Raw genomic sequence first — 19,571 nt, 5'->3', positions numbered from 1 at the left:
GAGGGGCGGACATGGAGATCTCGGGCGTGATCAGCGCCATCGTGATCGGCATCGTGATCGGTGTGCTGGGCCGACTCGTCATTCCGGGCCGTCAGCGCATCGGAATCCTGTGGACCATCCTCGTCGGCATCGCGGCCGCGCTGCTCGGCTCGGCGATCGCCAACGGGTTCGACGTCGCCGACACGGAAGGCGTCGACTGGGTCGAGTGGCTCATCCAGATCGGCCTCGCCGCGCTCGGTGTCGCCGCGTTGGACCGGACGAGGACGCGGCGTCGCTGACGCCGTACGGGCACAGCAGGGCAGGGAAGGAAGCGGACAGACACGGCGGCCGGAGCCGACAAATCCCTTTGCGGATGCCGGCGCGCGATGGTTGGCTTCGGCCGCTCGCCGCTCAACCGACCGTGACGGAGTTTCCTTGTCCTTGCGTATCACCACACTCGCCGATCCCGAACCCGGCGCCTCCGGCCGCCGGCTGGCCTGGCTGGCCTCCGGAAGTGACGGCGCTCCAGTCGGGTCCGCGTTCCTGCGGCTGTTCACGCGGGAGGGGCAGGAGCATCTCGCCGAGCTGGAGATCGCGGTGCACGGCGCCGAACGGCGGCAGGGTGTCGGTACGCGGTTGCTGGCGGCCGCGGTGGCGGCAGCCCGGGAGGAGCGTCGGCGGTCGGTGATCACGCAGGCCGAACAGGGCTCCCCCGCCGACCTGTTCCTGGCGGCGCGGGGCTTCCGCCCGGTGCTGGCGCTCACGTACGCGAGGCTGCCACTGGCCGGCACGGACCTCGCGGAAGTCGAGGAGCTCGCCGAACGGCCGTACCCGGGTTACCGGTTGACGGAGTGGGACGGCACCGTGCCCGCCGAGCTCGCGCAGTCGTTCGCGGACTCGCGCCGTGCCATGGACGACATGCCGATGGACGGCACGGACTACGGCACGGTCGTCTGGGATGTGGAGCGGGTGGTCGCCGCGGCCGAGGCGGTCGCCGAGCGCGGGGATCTGCTGCACACGGTCGCAGTGCTGGACGCGGCGGACGGCGCCGTCGTCGGGTTCTCCGAACTCGTCGTGCCGGGCGACGGACGGGGCGACGGACAGCACTACGGTACGGCGGTGCTGCCGGAGCACCGGGGTCACGGCCTGGCCCGCTGGATGAAGGCGGCGGCGATCCTGCGGGCGCGTCGACGCCACCCTGAGCTGGGCGGGTTGTGCACCGACACCGCGGACGGCAACGCGCCGATGCGCGCCGTCAACGACGCCCTCGGCTACACACCGACGCACCGGGCGGTGGAGTACCAGCTCGACCTGTGAAACAAGAGGTCCGGGCTCAGGCCCGCCGACGCAGCTCCCCTCTGCGATCGACGGGCCTGCCGCCTCTACCGCGCGCCCTCAGCGGGAGTATCCGGGCTCTGCGGGAGGCAGTTCCCCCCGGCAGCGGCTTCCACTCCCCCAGGGTCGCAGCCCCGCCGCTCGCCCCCGCAGGGCCATTCGGCCTTCGACTCCGGTCCGTTCGGCCCCAGTTGGGCTTTCAACAACCGGGGCGAGCCCTTCCCGCGCCGCCTACGGCACGTACACGTACGGCGTCGTCGTGCTCAGCGGTTCGAAACCGAGCCGTTCCAGGATGGGGCGGCTGCTGCTCATCGCGTCGACCTGGAGGTAGCGGTAGCCGCGCTGCACGGCGGCGCGGGCGCGGTGGGCGACCAGGGCGCGGTAGATGCCGCGGCCGCGCCAGGCCTCGAGGGTGCCGCCGCCCCACAGGCCGGCGAACCGGGTGCCGGGCACGAGCTCCATGCGGGCCGCGCTCACCGGCGTGTCCCCGTCCAGCGCGACGACGGCGACGACGGTGTCCGGCTCGCCCGTGAGCTGGGCGAGCAGCTGGTGCCGCAGCCGGGAGCTGTCGGTGCCGAACGCCTTCTCGTGCACGTCCGCGACGAGGTCGACGCCCGCCTGGTCAGTGACGGGCAGGACGCGGATGCCCGCCGGCGGCTCGGCGTCCAGGGTCAGGTCGGCGACCTCGCCGATCATCAGCGTCTCCTCGGGCTGGGAGGTGAACCCCGCGTCCCTGAGCCGCTGTCCGAGATCCACCGGCAGGTCGTGCCCGTAGGCCTTCCACTCGAACTCGCTGCCGAGGCCGGTGAAGTAGGCGATCTGCTCGGTGATCGCCGCGTCCGCGCTCGCCGCGTCCAGGTCCGACCACACGACGCCGTTCCAGCCGTGTGCCGAGGAGACCTGGCGGACCACCTTCCCGGCACGTTCCACCCGGGCGTCCGGGCTGTCGGGCTGCGCGTTCTCACGCATGTCCCGGTTGAAGAGGGAGAGCACCGCGGCATGATCCATGGGATCACTCCAGCACTAGGATGCCCCCGTGGCAACACCTTTGCGGCGGTGAAGGCGCCCGCATCGCCGTCAGCGCTCCTTCCCGGCCACGCGCCGACGACCGTAGGGTGCGAGGGGAAGATCACGCAGCGAGGAGGGCCGTACGCCATGGCCGTGAAGGACACCGAACTGCCGTACCTGCGCCGCTGCGTCGAGCTGGCGGCCGAGGCGCTGGAGGCCGGGGACGAGCCGTTCGGTTCGGTCCTGGTCGGCGCGGACGGCGTGGTGCTCGCCGAGGACCACAACCGGGTGGCCTCCGGCGACCGTACCCGGCACCCCGAGTTCGAGCTGGCCCGCTGGTCCGCGGCCCGGATGACGCCCGAGGAGCGGGCGGCGGCGACCGTGTACACCTCCGGGGAGCACTGCCCCATGTGCGCGGCGGCGCATGCCTGGGTGGGCCTCGGGCGCATCGTGTACGTGGCCTCGTCGGAGCAACTCGCCTCGTGGCTGACCGAGTGGGGAGTGCCCGCGCCGCCGGTGCGGACGCTGCCGGTCCACGACGTGGCGCCCGGTGTGGTGGTGGAGGGTCCGGTGCCGGAGCTGGCGGAGGAGGCCCGCGCGTTGCACCGCCGGTTCCATCGCGGGGAGGGCTGACCCCCGCACCCCGGGCATGGCGCGGCCCCGGCCCGCCCGAGACGCAGGCCGCCGCCCCGGTGCCTACGATCGAATACATCCAGACCAGGTGGAGGCCCGGTCTCCTCCGGCGGAGGAGGCGCTTGCCCTTGCTGCCGGCTCAGCGACTGATGACCGCTCATGTCACGCTGGTCGCGGTGTCCACGGTCATCTACATGACGGTCCCCCCGGCACGAACACCGGTGTGGGCCGTCATCGGCCTCGCCGGGGCCGCGGCCGTCGTGACCGGAACCCGGATGCACCGGCCCGCGCACCGCTGGCCCTGGTGGGTGCTGGCGGCCGGGCTGCTCACGTTCGTCGCGGGCGACACGTACGACAACGTGGTGGAGGAGTACTTCCACGCCTCCGATCCGTTCCCCTCCCCCTCCGACGCCTGCTATCTCGCCGCCTATGCGCTCTTCGCCGCCGCGCTGTCCGGACTGATCCACTACCGGTGGAGAGGGCGTGACCTGCCCAGTCTGCTCGACGCGCTGATCTGCACCGCGGGGCTCGCGCTGCCGGTATGGGTGTACCTGGTGCGGCCGCTGACGCAGGTCGAGGGGCTGACCTGGCAGCAGCGGGGCATCAGCATCGCCTACCCCGTCGGGGACGTGCTCGTGCTGGCCCTGCTGGCCCGGCTGCTCACGCCGAGCTCGCTGAGCTGGCGCAACCGGTCGGTGCAGCTCCTGGTCGTCGGCACACTGACGCTGCTCGGCTTCGACATCGCGTACGGGATCCTGCAGCTCAACTCGATGTGGCAGGCGGGCCCCCTGCTCGACGCCGGGTGGATCGTCTTCTACACGGCCTGGGGCCTGGCCGCGCTGCACCCCGCCATGGTGCACCTCACCGCCTCCGTGCCGCTGCGTGAGTCCCTCCTGCCGCCCCCGCACCGGCTGCTGATGCTCGGCGCGGCGACACTCATCGCCCCTGGGGTCCTGCTCTACGAGGGGCTGACGCGAAAGGCGCACGACGCCCCCGTGATCGCGGCCATCTCGGGCGTGCTGTTCCTGCTGGTTCTGCTGCGGCTGGCGGCCCGTCGTGGACATCACCGCGGGCGCGGTCGTCGGCTTCGAGGCGCTGGTCCGCTGGCCGCGCGCCCCGCGCCATCCGGTGACGCCGGAGCAGTTCATTTCGCTGGCCGAGGAGACCGGGCACATCTCCGTGCTGGGCTCGTGGGTGCTGGAGAACGCGGTCAGCGACATCGCGGGTCTGCAGCAGCTGCGCGGGATAGGGCAGTCCGCCGTACGTCAGTGTGAACGTGTCCGCCCGCCAGTTCCGGGACGCCGGGTTCGTGGACCAGGTCGGCGAGGCGCTGCGCACGCCGGGGCTGGCGCCGGGCTCGCTCCGGCTGGAGCTGACCGAGACGGTGCTGCTGCGCCGGGACACCCAGATCCAGGCGGTGCTGCACGCCCTGAAGGACCTGGGCGTGCACATCGCGGTCGACGACTTCGGCACCGGCTTCTCGTCCCTGCGCTCTCTGCGGGACTTCCCATCGACGTACTGAAGATCGACAAGTCGTTCATCGACGACATCACCCGCGACCACCAGCAGGTCGCGCTCGTCGAGGGCATCGTGCGGATCGCGGACACGCTGGGGCTGCAGGTGGTCGCCGAGGGCATCGAGAACCCGGCGCAGCGGGATCTGCTGGCCGGGATGGGGTGCCGGTTCGGGCAGGGATATCTGTTCGCGCGGCCGATGACCGTGGAGGACAGCGAGCGCGTCCTGCGGCGCGAGGGGACGGGGTTCGTGCCGGGGTCCGGGGTCACGGAGCGGCCACCCACCCACCGGAGCCTGCCGGTCCGCAGCCGGCGCGAGACGCGCTGGCGGACCTGGATCATCTGCGGCGCACCAGCCCGATGAGCGACGCCGTGCTCGACGAGGTACGGGGCCGACGCATCCGCAGCCGGGGCCACTGGCTGATCGACTTCGCCTCCTGCAACTACCTGGGCTTCGACTGGGACCCGGAGATCGCCGCCAGCATCGATCCCGCGTACGGCGCTGGGGCACGCATCCGAGCCGGTCGCGGCTGCTGGGCAGTCCGCGCCTGTATCCCGTGATCGAGGAACGGCTCACCGCCCTGCTGGGCGCCCCGGACACCCTGCTGCTGCCGACGCCGACGCTGATCCACGCCTCGGTGATCCCGGTCCTCGCCGACGAGGGGCATGTGTTCGTGGAGGCGACCGCGCACCGCACGGTGTACGACGGCTGCCTGGTGGCGCGCGGTCAGGGCGCGACCCTGCGCCGGTTCCACGCCGAACGGCCCGACGAGCTCGACGCGTTGCTGGCCGCGGTGCCCGCCGGCTCGCCCCGGCTGGTGTGCCTGGACGGCGTCGGCAGCATGAGCGGGAACGTCGCCGACCTGCCCGCGACGCCGGCCGCCTCGCCGGCGCCTGTCGCATCGGGCCCGCGTCACGCCGGCCGGGCTGCCCGGTGAACCCGGACATCATCACCGAGGTGTTCACGCCACTCACCCACGAGCTGGCGGTGACCCGCATCGACGCCGTCCGACGCTGCCGGACTACGTTGACTCCGGGATGGTGCTCCTCAACGGACGTGCCCGCTAGCCGAGTTCCAGCGTGGTGACGCCGAAGACACGCTCCTGGGCGTACGGCCGCACCGGGCCCGTGTACATGCGGGCCGTCTCGAAGGAGGGGGTGAAGCCGGCTTCCTCCGCGAGGGCGATGCCGGCCGCGCTGGTCTCGGGGACGTCGATGGCGACCTCCCGGCCGGCCTCGTGGGCGGTCAGGGCGGCGAACAGGGCCCGCGCGTCCTCGGCGGTGTCGGCGAAGAGCGGGCCGATGCGGGGCGTGTCGTGGCCCGGGCGGATCACGCCGAAGCCGGTGACACGGCCGCCGGTGCGGCGGACGACGGCGTGGTGTCCGGCGCCGGTGACCCAGTGCGCGAGGAAGCGAGGCCGGTCGGCCGGAGTGCAGCCGCCGTCGTACGCGGTGATGTCCGCCAGGTCCTCGGGGCGTACGACGCGGACGTCCGCCGGGGCCTCGGCTGCGGGCGCGGTGCCGGTGAACCGGGCGGTGCGGTGGGCGAGCCGGAAGCCGGAGCGGCGGTAGTTGTCCTGCTGGGCGACGACTCCGTCGAGGCCGATCGTGCGGCCTCCGGCGTGGGCGAGCGCGGTCTTCCAGGTGGTCAGGCCGTGGCCGTGGCCGCGCAGGTCGGGGCGGACCAGGTAGCAGCCCAGGAAGGCGTAGTCGGAGCCGTAGTTGACGACGGAGATCGCGGAGACGGGCTCGCCGTCGATCCGGCCGAGGAAGAAGCCGTCGGGGTCCTGGGCGAAGAAGGCCGGGCCGTCGGCGCGTCCCGGGTTCCAGCCCTCGTCGGCGGCCCAGCCGCTGATGACCGGCCAGTCGTCAAGGCCGGCCTGGGTGACGACGAGGTCTTCGAGGGCCGGAGAGGTCATGGATGAGCTCCGTTCCGTGGGGGATTCCGGGGGCGCGGCGATCGGGCCGCGCCCGCAGCATCCTTGCGGATCTTCGAGGAGCGCGTCACGGCGTGATCAAGCCGTTGACGGGATCCCGTCCGGGTACCGCTGAGCGGCGAAGGCGGCCCACCGGTCGTCCTTCGGTGGGCCTCTCCGAGCGGGCGGTCAGATCTCCCCCTTCGGGCGGAAACGCCGGTACAGAGCGGCCCCGCCCAGGACCAGGACGGTGCTGCCCGCGATCACGGGGGCGGTCAGGTCCGCGCCCGTGTGGGCGAGGGAGCCCACGCGCTGCCGCGGGACCGGCTCGGGCTTCGGACGGTGGGTCTCGGGCGGTACGGACGGCTTCGGCGTGGGCTCGGCGGGATGGTCGGGACCGTCGCCGGAGGTGTTCACGGACTCGTTGCCGACGGCGGGGTTGCCGACGCCGGCCACGTTCACGGTGTTGCCGCTGACGTTCACCGGGAGGAGGACCGGCAGTTGGACCCCGGTGCCGGAGAGGACGCCGGGCGAATCCTTTCCGCGGCTCACCGCGGCGGCGCCGCCCGGGTCGCCGCCGTCCTCGTTGGCGCAGGTGTTGCCCGCAGCGGGGTTGAGGAGCCCCACCAGGTTCGCGGTGTTCCCGCACACGTTCACCGGGACGTGTACCGGGAGCTGGACGGTGTTGCCGGAGATCAGCCCCGGCGGGCCTGCCGCGGGACCGTCCGCCGCGGAGTCGGCGTGGACCGGCATCGTCACGGCCATCGCGCCGGATGCGGCGGCGACGGCGAGCACACCGTTTCGGGTAACCCGTCTCATAGGTTCCCTGCCTTCCAGACATGGTCGCGGGCACTCGCCCGCACCGCGTAAAACGCGGGCGAACCATCTGAGTTATGGCTTATCGGCCTTTCACTCCAACGAGCGGCACGACGGTCGAACGGGGAGTGAAGCCGTCGTATGCGTATGCAGGGGGCACAGGGTACGGCAGTCACGGTGGTCCCGCTCGCCCGGAGGCGTGGCATCCGGGGGCCGCTTATCGTGATCGAGGGCGCCGTTCCTCGGTCCGCGACGGGCGCCCCTGGAGGCATGGATGCTGGCCAAGCTGTCAATGCGGCCCACGGTACGGCGCTGCGCGGTCACCGGCGCCGTCGGCCTCGCCCTGCTGGGCGCGGGACTGCCGGCGGCCGCGGACGGCGGCGAACCCGATCTGTCACGGTTCTACCGGCAGAAGGTGGTGTGGGCGAAGTGCGAGGGCGCGGGCACGCCCAAGGACCTGCAGTGCGGGAAGGTGAAGGTTCCCCTCGACTACACGAAACCCGCGGCGGGAACCCTCGATCTGGCGCTCGCCCGCTACCGGGCCACGGGGAAGTCACGGGGCTCGGTGCTGCTGAACTTCGGTGGGCCCGGCGGCGCCGGTGTGCCTCAACTCGCCGATGGGGGCAAGGAGTTCATGGGCCTGACGAACGGCTACGACGTGGTGACCTTCGATCCGCGCGGCGTCGGCCGGTCCTCGCCGGTCAGCTGCGGCGACGGCGCCGAGGACGTGGACGTGACGGACGAGGGAGCGGAGCTCGACGACGACCCTCGGGCCGTGCTCGGGCAGCTCGAGAAGGTGGCCGACATCTGCGCCAAGCACTCCGGCCCCGTCCTGCCCCACATCGGCACCGTCAACGCCGCGCGCGACCTGGACGTGCTGCGCCAGGCCCTCGGCGACAAGAAGCTCAACTACCTCGGTTTCTCCTACGGCACCCGGCTCGGCGCGGTGTACGCGGCCCAGTTCCCCGAGAAGGTGGGCCGGCTGGCGCTCGACGGCGTCGACACGCTGACCGAGCCACTGACCGAGCAGGGCGTGGCGGGGGCCCAGGGGCAGCAGCGGGCGCTGGAGGACTTCATCAACTGGTGTGCGAAAGACATCGCCTGTCCGTTCGGGCAGGATCCGCGCCGGGCCCGGGAGCAGGTCGTCCGGCTGGTCGACTCGATGGACCGGGATCCCGTGCCGACGGACTTCGAGGAGCCGTTCACCGGGCAGGACCTGGTGGGTGCCATCGGACAGGCCCTGTACAGCGAGGAGTTGTGGCCCATGCTGGAGCGGGCCCTCGCCTCGCTTGTCGAGGACGGCGACACCCGCGGCGTGCTGGGGTTCACCAGCGAGGGCATCGCGCGGCCGGGCCGGGAGGAGAACCGCGGCGGGCTTGTCGACGAAGAGGACGTCCCCCTGGACAACCTTCCGGCGGCGCTGCTGGCGATCAACTGCGCGGACGACCCCGACCGCCCCACCGCCGAGCAGATCACCAAGGACCTCGGCCGGCTGCGCGCCGAGTACGAGGAGGCGTCGCCGGTCTTCGGCCGCTACCGCCTCACCGAGGTACTGATGTGCTACGGCCGCCCCCGCGGGACCGACTTCATCCGCGAGCAGGTGAAGAACGTGGACACGCCGAAGATGCTCCTCGTGGGCACCCGCGGCGACCCGGCGACGCCGTACCGCTGGACGGTGGAGACGGCGCGGCGGCTCGGCTCCGCCGCCGTGGTCCTCGACAACAAGGGCCGGGGCCACACCGGGTACGGCTCCTCCAAGTGCGTGCACCGCAAGGTCGACACGTTCCTGCTCTACGGCACACTGCCGGCCGGCGGCGGCTCCTGCGGGGCCGAGGACGACGGTGACTGAGGTGCACCGCCACGGCCTGCTGAATCCCGGCGCCTCGGCAACCCGACGAATTACCCCTAATGCCCGATCGGCGAATCAGTCCTATCGTGCTGTTATGGAGCACGCACTCAGTCCCACGACCCTCACCGAGCTGCGGCGCCCGCGCCCCTATCCGGCCGTGTCCGTGCTGACGCCGACACATCGCCGGGAGCCCGACAACGCCCAGGATCCGGTCCGGCTGCGCAATGTCGTGGCCGAGGCCAAGAAGCAATTGGAGGCCGATCCCGCGGTCAGCCGGGACCGGCGCAGCGATGTCGTCAAACACCTCGACCGGGCGCTCGCCGAGATCGATCTGGCGCATGCCGAGGACGGCCTGGTGATCTTCGCCGCCCCGGGTGAGCACCAGGTGTGGTCGCTCGCCCGCTCCGTGCCCGAGCGCGTGGTGCTCTCGGACACCTTCCTCACCCGCAACCTGGTCTCCGCACAGGCCGCCGAGCGGCCCTTCTGGGCGCTGTCGGTCTCCGCCGACCGCGTCACGCTGTGGAACGGCGGCACGGACCGGTTCACCGAGGCCCACACCGGCGGCTTCCCGCTGACCAGGAACTTCGACAACTTCGACGCCGAGCGCCAGGAGCAGATCGGTGACATGCCGAGCACGTTCCGCGACGAGGGCGTCCGGCACTTCCTGCGCGACGCCGACATCGCGCTGGGCGCGGTCCTGCGCGAGGATCCGCGGCGGCTGTACGTCACCGGCGAGCAGGCGGCCCTGTCCGTGCTGGACGAACTCGGCAGCGTCACCAAGGGCGCGGTGCACGTCCCGCACGGTGGGCTCGCGCACGGCACTCCGGAAGCCGTGCGGCAGGCACTGCGACCGCTCATGGCGGCCGAGGCCCGCAAGAACACCGACGCGGTGGCGCGGGAGCTGGAAACCGCACGTGGCCGCAAGGCGTTCGCGGCGGGCGTCGACGAGCTCTGGCAGAACGCCCGTGAGGGCCGTGTGGCCCTGCTGGCCGTCGAGGAGAACTACCGGGTGACGGTGCGTGACCAGGACGGCGGCCATCTGATCCCGGCGGAGAGCGGCGACCTCGACGCCCGCGAGGACATCGTGGACGAGATCGTGGAGCAGTGCCTGGAGACGGGCGCCGACGTCCGCTTCGTACCGGACGGCGCACTGGGCGACGCGAGCGGCATCGCAGGCGTACTGCGGTACTGAGCCGGACATAGAACACGGGGTCGTCGAACAGGCGAATGAACGACGACCCCATCGCTCGACGAACCGTCAAATCACGTACGCTGACTACGACTTGACCCGCCCGGCGGTGTACACCATCGACGCAGTGCAACCACTCCGTGAAGACTGTGGCATATGCCAGAAGCACCACCGTATCGTGTGTTGCCAAATCCCTTACAGGGCGTCGCGGGCTGTGCAACAGTCGTAACGGTCCTTCCGTCAGCCTTGGTCGTACCGTCCCCGCATCGGAGTGCGTCATGCCGTCCCATCTCTCTGCGGACCGCTCAGCAGCCCAGCCGCCAGGCCGAGGCTCGGTCGACGCCCTGATAACGCAGGCGCGGCGGCTCAAGGGCGACGTGGACGCCGTACGGCGGGACACGCAGAGCGACGGCGCGGACCCGCAGGAGCGGTGGCAGCGCGCACTGTGCGACCTGGCGCTGCACCAGCTCAACGACCTGGACGAGCACCTCGCGCAGCTGCGGGACGGCCCTCCCCCCGTCCCCGCGTCGGCCGCACGGACCGTGGCGCCCACTCCCCGGCACGGCTCACTGCTCAGCCGGGTCGGCAGCGCGGAGTGGAACCTGCTGACGGACGTGGCCAGTTGGTCCGGGGAGCTCTACCAGATCCTGGGCCGCGACCCCGCCACTCCCCCGCTCACCCTGGACGAACTGCCCTCCCTGGTGCACGACGAGGACCGGCCGAAGCTGACCACGATGGTCACCGACTGCCTGGTCGACGCCAAGCCCATCGACGGGGAGTTCCGGGTCGTGCGCCAGGACGGCGAAGTCCGGACCGTGCACATGATGGGCGAGCCCGTGCTCGACACCGACGGCAGCACCGCCTCGATGTGGGCCGTGCTGCGCGACGTCAGTGAACTGCGCCGCAGCCAGCGGGCGGTCAGCGAGACCCGTGACTCGCTGCAGCGCCACCAGGATCGCGCGCAGACCGAGCACCGGCTCGCGGTCGAGCTGCAGGAAGCCGTGCTGCCGCCGTGGCGCGGCTCCCTGCGGCTCCCGCACCGGGGCCCCGAGACCCTGGACCTGGCCGCGCACTGTCTGCCGTCGTCGACGCGCGCACTGATCGGCGGCGACTGGTACGACGCGCTCGAACTGTCCGACGGCGACACACTGCTGAGCGTCGGCGATCTCACCGGTCACGGCGTCGCCGTCACCTCGGGTATGGCGACGCTGCTGGGCGCCGTACGCGGCATGGCGATGGCGGGCACCCGGCCGGGACAACTGCTGTCCCTGCTGAACCAGTTACTCGACGCCACCGTCCAGCCGGCCCTCGGCAGCGCGGTCTGCTGCCGCTACCGGCCCGAGACCCGCACCCTGACCTGGGCGCAGGCCGGACACCCCGCCCCGCTGCTGTTCCGCGACGGGACGGGGCGCAGGCTGAACGCGCCGGACGGCGTTCTGCTCGGCGCGACCACCGGTGCCTCCTACGAGCAGGCCGAAGAGACCCTCGAAGTGGGCGACCTGCTCCTGCTGCACACCGACGGGCTGGTGCCCAGGGGCGGTGGGAGCGAGGCGGTGCATCCCCTCCTCGGCCTGGCCCCGCGGTTCGGCGCGGCGTGCACCGCACAGGACTGTGTGCGGCTGGTCGTGGAGGAGTTCGGTGAGACCGAGCGTGCGGACGACGCCTGTGTGCTCGTGGCCAGGGTGACGTCGTAAGGCAGCGGACGGCACCGGAACGGCGGCACGATCCCCCTGTGCTCGTGCCTTCCTGTGCTGCCTGTGCGCTACGCCTGTGCGCTGTTGCCGCCCGACTTCCTCGGCCGCGGCAGCGCCAGCCTGATCTCCTCCCGCAGCTCGTGGATCTTCGGATAGCTGGCGTACTCGGCGGTGAGCCGGTACATCTGGCGCAGCCGGTCCCAGGTGCGGCGGGAGGAGTTCGAGCCCATCGACATCAGGGCCAGCCGTGCGTACCGGTCCGCCTGTTCGGGGTCGTCCGCGATGAAGCAGGCGGAGGCCATGGACAGATGGTCGAAGATCTTCGAGCGCTCCCGGCCGTCGATGCGCAGGGCCAGGGCCTTGTCCGCGTAGTGCTGCGCGTGCGCGGCCGCACCCGGCTCGAACTCCGCCAGGGTGCGGTAGGCCAGGGCCTGCATGCCGTACAGATCCTCGTCCTTGAAGGTCTGCATCCAGTCCGGCGGTTCCAGGTCGTTCCGGTCGGAGACGAAGAGGTCCTCCGCCCGGCCGAGCGTCCGGCGCATCGCCTGGCCCTTGCCCATCGACGCCTGTGCCCATGCCTCGATGGTGTGGAACATCGCCCTGGTGCGCGGCAGCACCTGCTCGCCCGAGCCGGACTGGGCGAGCTTCATGAGGTCGAGTGCGTCGTCGGGCCGGCCGAGGTGCACCATCTGGCGAGCCGCCCGTGAGAGCGCCTCCCCGGCGCGGGGCCGGTCGCCGCCCTCCCGGGCCGCGTGGGCGGCGATGACGAAGTACTTCTGGGCCGTGGGTTCCAGGCCGACGTCGTGCGACATCCAGCCCGCGAGGACGGCGAGGTTGGCGGCGACGCCCCACAGGCGCCGCTGGAGGTGGTCGGGATGCCGGTAGGCGAGCATGCCGCCCACCTCGTTGAGCTGCCCCACGACTGCCTTGCGCTGCAGCCCGCCGCCGCGGGCCGCGTCCCAGGCGCGGAACACCTCGACCGAGCGCTCCAGCTCCTCGATCTCCTGTGACCCGATGGGGGCGGCCTCATAGCGGTCGAACCCGGCGGGGTCGGCGTGCAGGGGATCGTCGAAGCGGGGGGCGTCGGTTTTGAGAGTCGGGTCGGTGTGCAGCCAGTCGTACATGGCGCTGCTGAGTGCGGATCCCGCGGTGAGCGCGACACCCGCACCCACCAAGCCGCGTCGGTTGAGCATGAGGTCCATTCCCGTGAATTCGGTGAGGACCGCAGCAGTCCGCTCGGGCGCCCACGGCACACCGTCGGGATGCTCCACACTCCCGCCGTCCTGCCGTTTCCCCGTACGCCCGTGCCGGACCAGACCGAGGTCCTCGATGGTCACGACACGGCCGAGACGCTCGGTGAACAGGGCCGCCAGCACCCGCGGCACCGGATCGCGCGGGATCTCTCCCACGTCGATCCACCGCCGTACCCGTGAGGTGTCGGTCGCCAGCTGGGGGTGGCCCATGGCCGCCGCCTGCCGGTTGACCAGCCTCGCGAGCTCGCCCTTGGACCAGCCGGCGAGGCCGAACAGGTCTGATAGGCGGGTGTTGGGTTGTCCGCTCACGTCAAGCCCCCAGGTTCTCGGCTGAGTTGACAGTAGCCCCGTGAGAGTTGCCGGGCGACTATTCGCCACGGTTCGCCAGGGTGCGCCAGATGGTGTGCCACTGGGCATCGGGTGTCAGGTAGGAACGCGCCACCCCGACCCGGTCGCCTTCAGGAACAAGGGATGCATTTCCCCAGGGTGCACCCGGGCGACCGGGCCGGGTAGCGCACTGACGTCGCAGGCACACGAAGGGATCTGTTTCTCCCATGTACGCAGCATCGTCCTCCGTGTCCGCCCCGCCCCGGTCACTGCATCCCCGCCCGGGCGGCAGCGGCCCCTATCTCGACCCCGCGCGACCGGCGGCCGCCCCCGTGCTCGGTGCCGGCCGGCCGCGGCGCGCCGCGGGGCCCGGCACTCAACCGCTCAGCGGGAGACTCGACTTGTCCGGCCCTCAGGGCGCCCAGTTGCGTACGGCGATCGCGTCGGTGCACCGGATCTGCCCGGAGTTCGCTCCGGTGCAGGTGCTGCGCCGCAGCGGCCGGTCCGTGCTCCTGGTCGGAACGACCGGACGCAGCACGGCCGTCGCGAAGTGCTTACTGGACCACTCGCCGGCGTGGGCCGAGCGGGTCCGGCACGAGATAGCGGCATACCGCTCGTTCGTCCGGCACCGCCCGCCCGTGCGGGTACCCCGGCTGATCGCGGCGGATCCGGACAACTGCACGCTGGTCATCGAGCGGATGCCGGGACGGGTGGCGGCACTGCAGCGGCACCCGGCCGAGGCGCCGCCGCGGGCGGACATCAGAGCGGCACTCGGCGCGATCTGCCGGCTGAACGCCTGGCGGCCGCCGGCGGGCACGTTCGACGCGCCGCTGGACTACGCGGCCCGGATCTCCCGGAATCACGAGCTGGGGCTGCTCACCGACCGGGACCTGGGCGACCTGCAGAAGCTGCTGCACGGCATCGCGCACGCGGCCGGACGACAGGGCATGGGCCAGTTCTGCCACGGTGACGCGCTCCTGTCCAACATTCTCCTGTCACCGGCCGGTCCAGTGCTGGTGGACTGGGAGCACGCGGGCTGGTATCTGCCGGGCTACGACCTGGCGACGCTGTGGTCGGTGCTCGGTGACGCGCCGGTGGCGCGCCGGCAGATCAGCCAGATCGCCCAGTCCGCGGGGCCGGCCTCGCGGGACGCGTTCCTGGTGAACCTGATGCTCGTACTGACCCGTGAGATCCGTACCTACGAGACGGCCGTGCAGCGTTCGATGCACGACACGACCCCGGCGGCACCGGGAGTGGCCCACCCGGGTGCTGCGCCGTCCGGCGAGGAACAGCGGCTGCTGCTGAGGCGGCTGCACGACGACTGCCAGCTGGCCCGACGGGCTGTGCGCGCGGCGGTCGGCACTCGCTGACGGGGACGGCGGTCCGCGATGCGCCTGGACAGCGGCGCACCGCGGGCCTTCGTGTGTCCGCGGTTCCTTTCGGCGGGCCTCCTTTCAAACGGGCCATTGGTGTACGCCACTGACGCACCGCAGGCCCGAACGCCGCCGCCACGAAACTCCCGGGCCCCGCTGACCGGGGAATTCACTCGCCCCTGGGCATGATTGACGGATCGTCGGCAAGCCGGTACCACAGACGCACGCCCGGCCCCGCACGGCTCATCGCGCCCGACCGTCCCAGGAGGCTGCATTGCGAGGACCCGTCACCGACCCGAAGCGAGCCGCCGGGCCCAGAGCTATGCGGACGGCCGCCGGTGCGGTCGCCTCCGCCGCGCTGCTGCTTCCGCTGCTCGGCGCGGCACCGTCCGACGCCCGGACGTCCGCGAGCCGTCTCCAGCTGGCGTTCGCCGCCGCGGCCGCCGAGTACCGCGTGCCGCAGAGCGTGCTCCTCGGTGTCTCCTATCTCCAGTCCCGCTGGGACGCGCACGGTGCGACGCCGAGCGTGACCGGCGGCTACGGCCCGATGCATCTCACCGACGCCCGCACCGCCCTCGCCGAGACCCCGCACCACAGCGAGGGGGCGGAGGACGCCCGCGGCGACAGCGCCCGCGCTCGCCTGCTCCCCGACGCGAAAGCGCCGGCGCCCTCCGGCCTCCCGGCTCGCCTCAGGACGTTGCCGGAGGCGGCCGAGCTGACCGGACTGAGCCCGGCGGAACTGCGTACCGACCCCGCCGCCAACGTGGCGGGCGGCGCCGCGCTCCTGGCAGCCGCGCAGCAGGACCTGGGCGAGCCGCTGAGCGAGGACCCGGCGGACTGGTACGGGGCGGTGGCGCGCTTCTCGGGTGCCGACGACACCGCGACGGCATCGGCGTACGCGAACGACGTCTACGACGTGATCCGCACCGGCCAGGAACGCACCACGGACGCCGGCCAACTGGTTGCCCTGGCGGCGCAGCCGGCCCTCGCCCCCGACACCGCGCAGTTGGCGGGGGCCGGGCTGCGTACGCTCGCCGCCGGTGGCACAGAGTGCCCGAAGACGGTGTCCTGCGAGTGGCTCCCGGCGCCGTACGAGGAGTTCGGGGACGATGACTACGGCAACCATGACCTGGGCGACCGGCCCGCCTCGCAGAGCATCAGGTACATCGTCGTCCACGACACGGAGGGCACCTGGGAGGGCGTCCTCAATATGGTGCAGGACCCGACCTATGTGTCCTGGAACTACACCCTGCGCTCCACGGACGGGCACATCGCCCAGCACGTGAAGGCGAAGGACGTGGCCTGGCACGCGGGCAACTGGTACGTCAACGCCAAGTCGATCGGCCTGGAGCACGAGGGCTTCCTGGCGGATCCGGACGCCTGGTACACGGAGGCGATGTACCGGTCCTCGGCACGTCTGGTGCGGTACCTCGCGCAGAAGTACGGCATCCCGCTGGACCGGCAGCACATCCTCGGCCACGACAACGTGCCGGGCACGACCACGGCGACCATCAAGGGCATGCACACCGACCCGGGCCCGTACTGGGACTGGCGGCACTACTTCGAACTCCTCGGCAGCCCCTTCGAGCCGAGCGCCGACCAACGCGGCGGACTGGTGACGATCCGCCCCGACTACGCCACCAACCAGCCCGGGTACACGGGCTGCGACGCCAAGGGCGAGCCGTGCACGGCGCACGGTTCGAGCGCCGTGCGGCTGCACTCCGGGCCGGGCGACTCCTACCCCCTGATCAAGGACATCGGTCTGGGCACGGTCCCGGGCACCGGGGTGAACGACCTGTCCTCCCGGGTCTCCACCGGTCAGCAGTACGCGGTCGCCGGCCGCGACGGCGACTGGACGGCGATCTGGTACCTGGGCCAGAAGGCCTGGTTCAAGAATCCGAAGCAGGACCCGACGGCGGTGGACGCGGCCGGTCTGGTGGTGACGCCCAAGAAGGGCGCGGACAGTGTTCCGGTGTACGGACGCGCGTACCCGGAGGCATCCGCCTACCCGGACGGAGTGCCCGTCCAGGCGGTGTCGCCGCTGCCGTACCCCCTCCCGAAGGGGCAGAAGTACGTGGTCGGCGACAAGGTGCCGGGCGAGTACTACTACGCGGTGACCTTCGACCAGGCCGACCACAAGGTCGTGGTCGGCAAGGACCTGTACTACGAGATCCAGTTCGGTCACCGGGTGGCGTTCGTGCGGGCGGCGGATGTGCGGGTGGTGCCGTAGTCAGGCCTCCCGCTCCCAGACGTACCGTCGGCCGGCCACCGCCTTGAAGGTCACCCGGCTCTCCTTCAGCAGGTCGCTGACCACGGTGAGTTCACGGGTGCGTGACGCGGTCAGGGCGATGCGGGTGGCCCGGCCGTCCGTCCACGCGATGTCGACGGTGGCGCCGCCGCGGGCCCGCAGGCCGTGGACCGAGCCGTCGGGCCATGCGGCGGGGAGGGCGGGCAGGATCTCGATGGCGTCGTGCTGGCTCTGCAGCAGCATCTCCACGATGCCGGAGGTGGCGCCGAAGTTGCCGTCGATCTGGAAGGGCGGGTGGGTGTCCCAGAGGTTGGGCAGGGTCGAGGACTCGAGCTGTTCGGCGAGCATGAGGTGGGCGTGGTCGCCGTCGCGCAACCGGGACCAGAAGTTGATCTTCCATGCCTTGGACCAGCCGGTGCCCCCGTCGCCGCGTGCGGTCAGGGAGACCTTGGCGGCCTCGGCCCACTCGCTGCCGGGTTCGATCTGCCGTCCCGGGTGCAGGGCGAACAGATGGGAGACGTGCCGGTGCTGGTCGGTGGAGTCGTCCAAGTCCTCCTTCCATTCCTGGAGTTGGCCCCAGGAGCCGATGCGCAGGCCGGGGTCGAGCCGGTCGAGGGCCTGCTCGACACGGTGGCGGAAGTCGGGGGCGTCGCCCAGGACGCGTGCCGCTTCGAGGGTGTTGGTGAACAGGTCGTGCACGATCTGCTGGGACATGGCCGCGCCGGCCGTGAAGTCGCCGTGCTCGGGTGAGTAGCTGGGGGTGACGACGAGGGTGCCGTCGCGCGGATCGGTACGCAGGTTGGCGAGCCAGAACTCGGCTGCCTCCTTCAGCACCGGGTAGGCGGTGGTGCGCAGGTAGTGCGTGGAGCCGCCGAACCGGTAGTGCTCGTACAGCTGTTGGGTGAGCCAGGCCGCCGCCTCGGGGAACCAGAACGCGGTCGCCCAGTCGTGCACACCGGTGAAGCCGTACGGGTTGGTCTCGTTGTGCACGACCCAGCCGTCGGACCCGAACATCTCCAGTGCGGTACGGCGTCCGGGCGCGCGCAGTGCCTCGACGAACCGGTCGTACGGTGCCGTCGTCTCGGCGAGGTTGGCGGCCTCGGCGGGCCAGTAGTTCATCTGCAGGTTGATGTTGACGTGGTAGTCGGCGGACCACGGGGGTGAGGTGCTCTGGTTCCAGACGCCCTGGAGGTTGGCGGGCAGGGAGCCGGGTCGGGAGGAGGCGACGAGCAGGTAGCGGCCGTACTGGAAGTAGAGGGCTTCCAGGGCGCGGTCCGCCGGGCTGGTACCGCCTGCGTAGCCGGAGAGCAGCCGGTCGGTGGGGATGTCCGCGGGCAGTGACTGGCCGATGTCGAGGGCGACTCGGCGGAAGAGGGCGCGGTGGTCGCGGACGTGGCGGACAACCAGGGACGGGTAGCGGTCGCCCGCCTGCTCGACGGTGCGGGTGACGGCGGCGTGCGGGTCGGGGCCGCGGTAGTCGGGGTGGGTGTCGGCGTAGTCCGTGCCCGCGGCCAGGACGAACCAGGCGCTGTCGGCCCCGGTCACGGTGATCGTGCCGTCGGCGTTCGACGCAACGGTGCCGCCCTCGCTGCGCACCCGGATCTGTGCCTCGAAGCGCAGCCCGTTGTCGGCCAGCGCGCCCCGCACGGTGAGCGTCCCGTCGGCCGCGGTAGCGGTGAAGTCGGTGCGCGGTGAGGTGTAGCGGAGAGTGAAGGCGACGCTGCCAGGACGGTCGGCGCCGATGCGTCCCGCGATCACGCCGTCGGGATGGGAGGCGAAGAACTCCCTTTGGTGGCGGACGCCCTGGTGGGTGTAGGCGACCGTGGCGACGGCCCGGTCGATGTCGAGCTCGCGGCGGTAGTCGTCGGGCGTCGTGGCCGGTGCGCCAGGCATGTCGAGGCGCAGGTCGCCGAAGGTCTGGTGGGCGCCGTAGCCGGCCCGGGGCTGCCCGAGCACGTCGGCCACCGCCTCGGGGTCGAGCCTGGTCCGTGCGTCGAGGTCGTCCTGTAAGGCGGTGATCGCACCGGGGCGGGGCTCGCGCCAGTTGCCGTGGTCGTAGCCCTGGGCGGAGCCGGGGCCGCCGGTCCACAGGGTCTTCTCGTTGAACTGCAGCCGCTCGGAGGCGAGGGTGCCGAACACCATGGCGCCGAGTGCGCCGTTACCGATGGGCAGGGCCTCGCGCTCCCAGTCGGCGGCCGGTGTGGCGTACCAGAGGGCCAACGGCTGGGATACCTCGTACGTCGATACATCGGAGGATTCTGCGGCGGCAGTGTCTGCGACTGCACCGCCCAGAGCCAGGCCACCTGCCCCGCCGACTGCGGCTTTCAACGTGGCACGCCGAGAGACTTGGGCGGACTGACACGACTCATGCGACTCATGCGACATGACCCCTGACGCTAGAGGTCCGATGACCTCACGACAAGGGTCATGACAACAC

15 protein-coding genes and 2 pseudogenes are annotated in these 19,571 nt (G+C 71.7%); 12 read left to right on the top strand and 5 right to left on the bottom strand.

Annotated features, from left to right (window positions below):
- Positions 1 to 11 precede the first annotated feature (11 nt).
- Positions 12 to 278 (top strand): GlsB/YeaQ/YmgE family stress response membrane protein, encoded by a 267-nt coding sequence (locus AQJ91_RS40645; protein WP_067032657.1) that lies wholly within the window; start codon positions 12 to 14, stop codon positions 276 to 278.
- A 136-nt stretch (positions 279 to 414) separates the two neighbouring features.
- Positions 415 to 1,296: a GNAT family N-acetyltransferase gene (locus tag AQJ91_RS40640; protein WP_079085580.1), complete on the top strand. Its 882-nt coding sequence runs from the start codon at positions 415 to 417 to the stop codon at positions 1,294 to 1,296.
- A gap of 249 nt (positions 1,297 to 1,545) precedes the next feature.
- Here AQJ91_RS40640 and AQJ91_RS40635 read toward each other — a convergent pair whose 3' ends face one another.
- Complete coding sequence (locus AQJ91_RS40635) at positions 1,546 to 2,322, bottom strand: GNAT family N-acetyltransferase (RefSeq protein ID WP_067032652.1); 777 nt, start codon at positions 2,320 to 2,322, stop codon at positions 1,546 to 1,548.
- A gap of 147 nt (positions 2,323 to 2,469) precedes the next feature.
- Between AQJ91_RS40635 and AQJ91_RS40630 the strand changes: the two genes are divergently transcribed.
- The 5 genes and pseudogenes from AQJ91_RS40630 (at position 2,470) to AQJ91_RS56710 (ending at position 5,407) form a co-directional block, all read left to right on the top strand.
- Complete coding sequence (locus tag AQJ91_RS40630; RefSeq protein ID WP_067032649.1) at positions 2,470 to 2,955, top strand: nucleoside deaminase; 486 nt, start codon at positions 2,470 to 2,472, stop codon at positions 2,953 to 2,955.
- A 1,056-nt stretch (positions 2,956 to 4,011) separates the two neighbouring features.
- A pseudogene (locus tag AQJ91_RS57590) lies at positions 4,012 to 4,134 on the top strand (hypothetical protein); the annotation flags it as partial.
- A 91-nt stretch (positions 4,135 to 4,225) separates the two neighbouring features.
- A pseudogene (locus AQJ91_RS58585) lies at positions 4,226 to 4,833 on the top strand (EAL domain-containing protein).
- Positions 4,830 to 5,030 carry a hypothetical protein gene (locus tag AQJ91_RS56715; RefSeq protein ID WP_067032636.1) on the top strand — a complete coding sequence of 67 codons (201 nt, stop codon included), beginning with the start codon at positions 4,830 to 4,832 and terminating at the stop codon, positions 5,028 to 5,030. The pseudogene AQJ91_RS58585 and the gene AQJ91_RS56715 overlap by 4 nt, the downstream one beginning before the upstream one ends.
- Positions 5,027 to 5,407 (top strand): PLP-dependent aminotransferase family protein, encoded by a 381-nt coding sequence (locus tag AQJ91_RS56710; RefSeq protein WP_067032632.1) that lies wholly within the window; start codon positions 5,027 to 5,029, stop codon positions 5,405 to 5,407. The genes AQJ91_RS56715 and AQJ91_RS56710 overlap by 4 nt, the downstream gene beginning before the upstream one ends.
- A 126-nt stretch (positions 5,408 to 5,533) precedes the next feature.
- Here AQJ91_RS56710 and AQJ91_RS40600 read toward each other — a convergent pair whose 3' ends face one another.
- Entirely contained in the window at positions 5,534 to 6,388 is an 855-nt protein-coding gene (locus tag AQJ91_RS40600) for a GNAT family N-acetyltransferase (protein ID WP_067032623.1), read from the bottom strand.
- A 186-nt stretch (positions 6,389 to 6,574) separates the two neighbouring features.
- Positions 6,575 to 7,204: a chaplin gene (locus AQJ91_RS40595; protein ID WP_067032622.1), complete on the bottom strand. Its 630-nt coding sequence runs from the start codon at positions 7,202 to 7,204 to the stop codon at positions 6,575 to 6,577.
- 271 nt (positions 7,205 to 7,475) lie between these two features.
- Here AQJ91_RS40595 and AQJ91_RS40590 point away from each other — a divergent pair, with 271 nt between their 5' ends.
- The 3 genes from AQJ91_RS40590 to AQJ91_RS40580 all read left to right on the top strand — a co-directional run bounded on the left by AQJ91_RS40590 (position 7,476) and on the right by AQJ91_RS40580 (position 11,933).
- The gene (locus tag AQJ91_RS40590) at positions 7,476 to 9,050 is read left to right on the top strand and encodes an alpha/beta hydrolase (protein WP_067032621.1); all 1,575 of its coding nucleotides are present in this window, start codon (positions 7,476 to 7,478) and stop codon (positions 9,048 to 9,050) included.
- Between the two features lie 94 nt (positions 9,051 to 9,144).
- Positions 9,145 to 10,242, top strand: a complete 1,098-nt coding sequence (locus AQJ91_RS40585) for a baeRF3 domain-containing protein (protein WP_067032620.1) — start codon at positions 9,145 to 9,147, stop codon at positions 10,240 to 10,242.
- A gap of 275 nt (positions 10,243 to 10,517) precedes the next feature.
- The gene (locus AQJ91_RS40580; protein ID WP_067032619.1) at positions 10,518 to 11,933 is read left to right on the top strand and encodes a PP2C family protein-serine/threonine phosphatase; all 1,416 of its coding nucleotides are present in this window, start codon (positions 10,518 to 10,520) and stop codon (positions 11,931 to 11,933) included.
- Between the two features lie 68 nt (positions 11,934 to 12,001).
- Here the strand turns inward: AQJ91_RS40580 and AQJ91_RS40575 are convergent, their stop codons facing one another.
- Entirely contained in the window at positions 12,002 to 13,495 is a 1,494-nt protein-coding gene (locus tag AQJ91_RS40575) for a DNA-binding protein NsdB (RefSeq protein ID WP_067032618.1), read from the bottom strand.
- Positions 13,496 to 13,740: 245 nt separating this feature from the next.
- Between AQJ91_RS40575 and AQJ91_RS40570 the strand changes: the two genes are divergently transcribed.
- A complete protein-coding gene (locus AQJ91_RS40570; protein ID WP_067032617.1) occupies positions 13,741 to 14,883 on the top strand; it encodes an aminoglycoside phosphotransferase family protein in 1,143 nt (380 codons plus the stop codon).
- A 277-nt stretch (positions 14,884 to 15,160) separates the two neighbouring features.
- On the top strand, positions 15,161 to 17,116 hold the full coding sequence (locus tag AQJ91_RS40565) for an N-acetylmuramoyl-L-alanine amidase (protein WP_067032616.1): 1,956 nt from the start codon (positions 15,161 to 15,163) through the stop codon (positions 17,114 to 17,116).
- On the opposite strand, the gene AQJ91_RS40560 is transcribed toward AQJ91_RS40565, so the two are convergent.
- The gene (locus AQJ91_RS40560; protein WP_079085579.1) at positions 17,117 to 19,519 is read right to left on the bottom strand and encodes a glycoside hydrolase family 95 protein; all 2,403 of its coding nucleotides are present in this window, start codon (positions 19,517 to 19,519) and stop codon (positions 17,117 to 17,119) included.
- Positions 19,520 to 19,571: the final 52 nt, after the last annotated feature.

The organism is Streptomyces dysideae, from assembly GCF_001514305.1.
GTDB lineage: Bacteria > Actinomycetota > Actinomycetes > Streptomycetales > Streptomycetaceae > Streptomyces > Streptomyces dysideae.
This window is presented reverse-complemented; position numbering and strand designations above follow the sequence as displayed.

Coding starts and splice junctions, on each gene's coding strand:
- AQJ91_RS40570 (WP_067032617.1), top strand. CDS start 13,741: ATGTACGCAGCATCGTCCTCCGTGTCCGCCCCGCCCCGGTCACTGCAT.
- AQJ91_RS40595 (WP_067032622.1), bottom strand. CDS start 7,204: ATGAGACGGGTTACCCGAAACGGTGTGCTCGCCGTCGCCGCCGCATCC.
- AQJ91_RS40635 (WP_067032652.1), bottom strand. CDS start 2,322: ATGGATCATGCCGCGGTGCTCTCCCTCTTCAACCGGGACATGCGTGAG.
- AQJ91_RS40585 (WP_067032620.1), top strand. CDS start 9,145: ATGGAGCACGCACTCAGTCCCACGACCCTCACCGAGCTGCGGCGCCCG.
- AQJ91_RS56715 (WP_067032636.1), top strand. CDS start 4,830: ATGAGCGACGCCGTGCTCGACGAGGTACGGGGCCGACGCATCCGCAGC.
- AQJ91_RS40630 (WP_067032649.1), top strand. CDS start 2,470: ATGGCCGTGAAGGACACCGAACTGCCGTACCTGCGCCGCTGCGTCGAG.
- AQJ91_RS40645 (WP_067032657.1), top strand. CDS start 12: ATGGAGATCTCGGGCGTGATCAGCGCCATCGTGATCGGCATCGTGATC.
- AQJ91_RS40590 (WP_067032621.1), top strand. CDS start 7,476: ATGCTGGCCAAGCTGTCAATGCGGCCCACGGTACGGCGCTGCGCGGTC.
- AQJ91_RS40560 (WP_079085579.1), bottom strand. CDS start 19,519: ATGTCGCATGAGTCGCATGAGTCGTGTCAGTCCGCCCAAGTCTCTCGG.
- AQJ91_RS40600 (WP_067032623.1), bottom strand. CDS start 6,388: ATGACCTCTCCGGCCCTCGAAGACCTCGTCGTCACCCAGGCCGGCCTT.
- AQJ91_RS40580 (WP_067032619.1), top strand. CDS start 10,518: ATGCCGTCCCATCTCTCTGCGGACCGCTCAGCAGCCCAGCCGCCAGGC.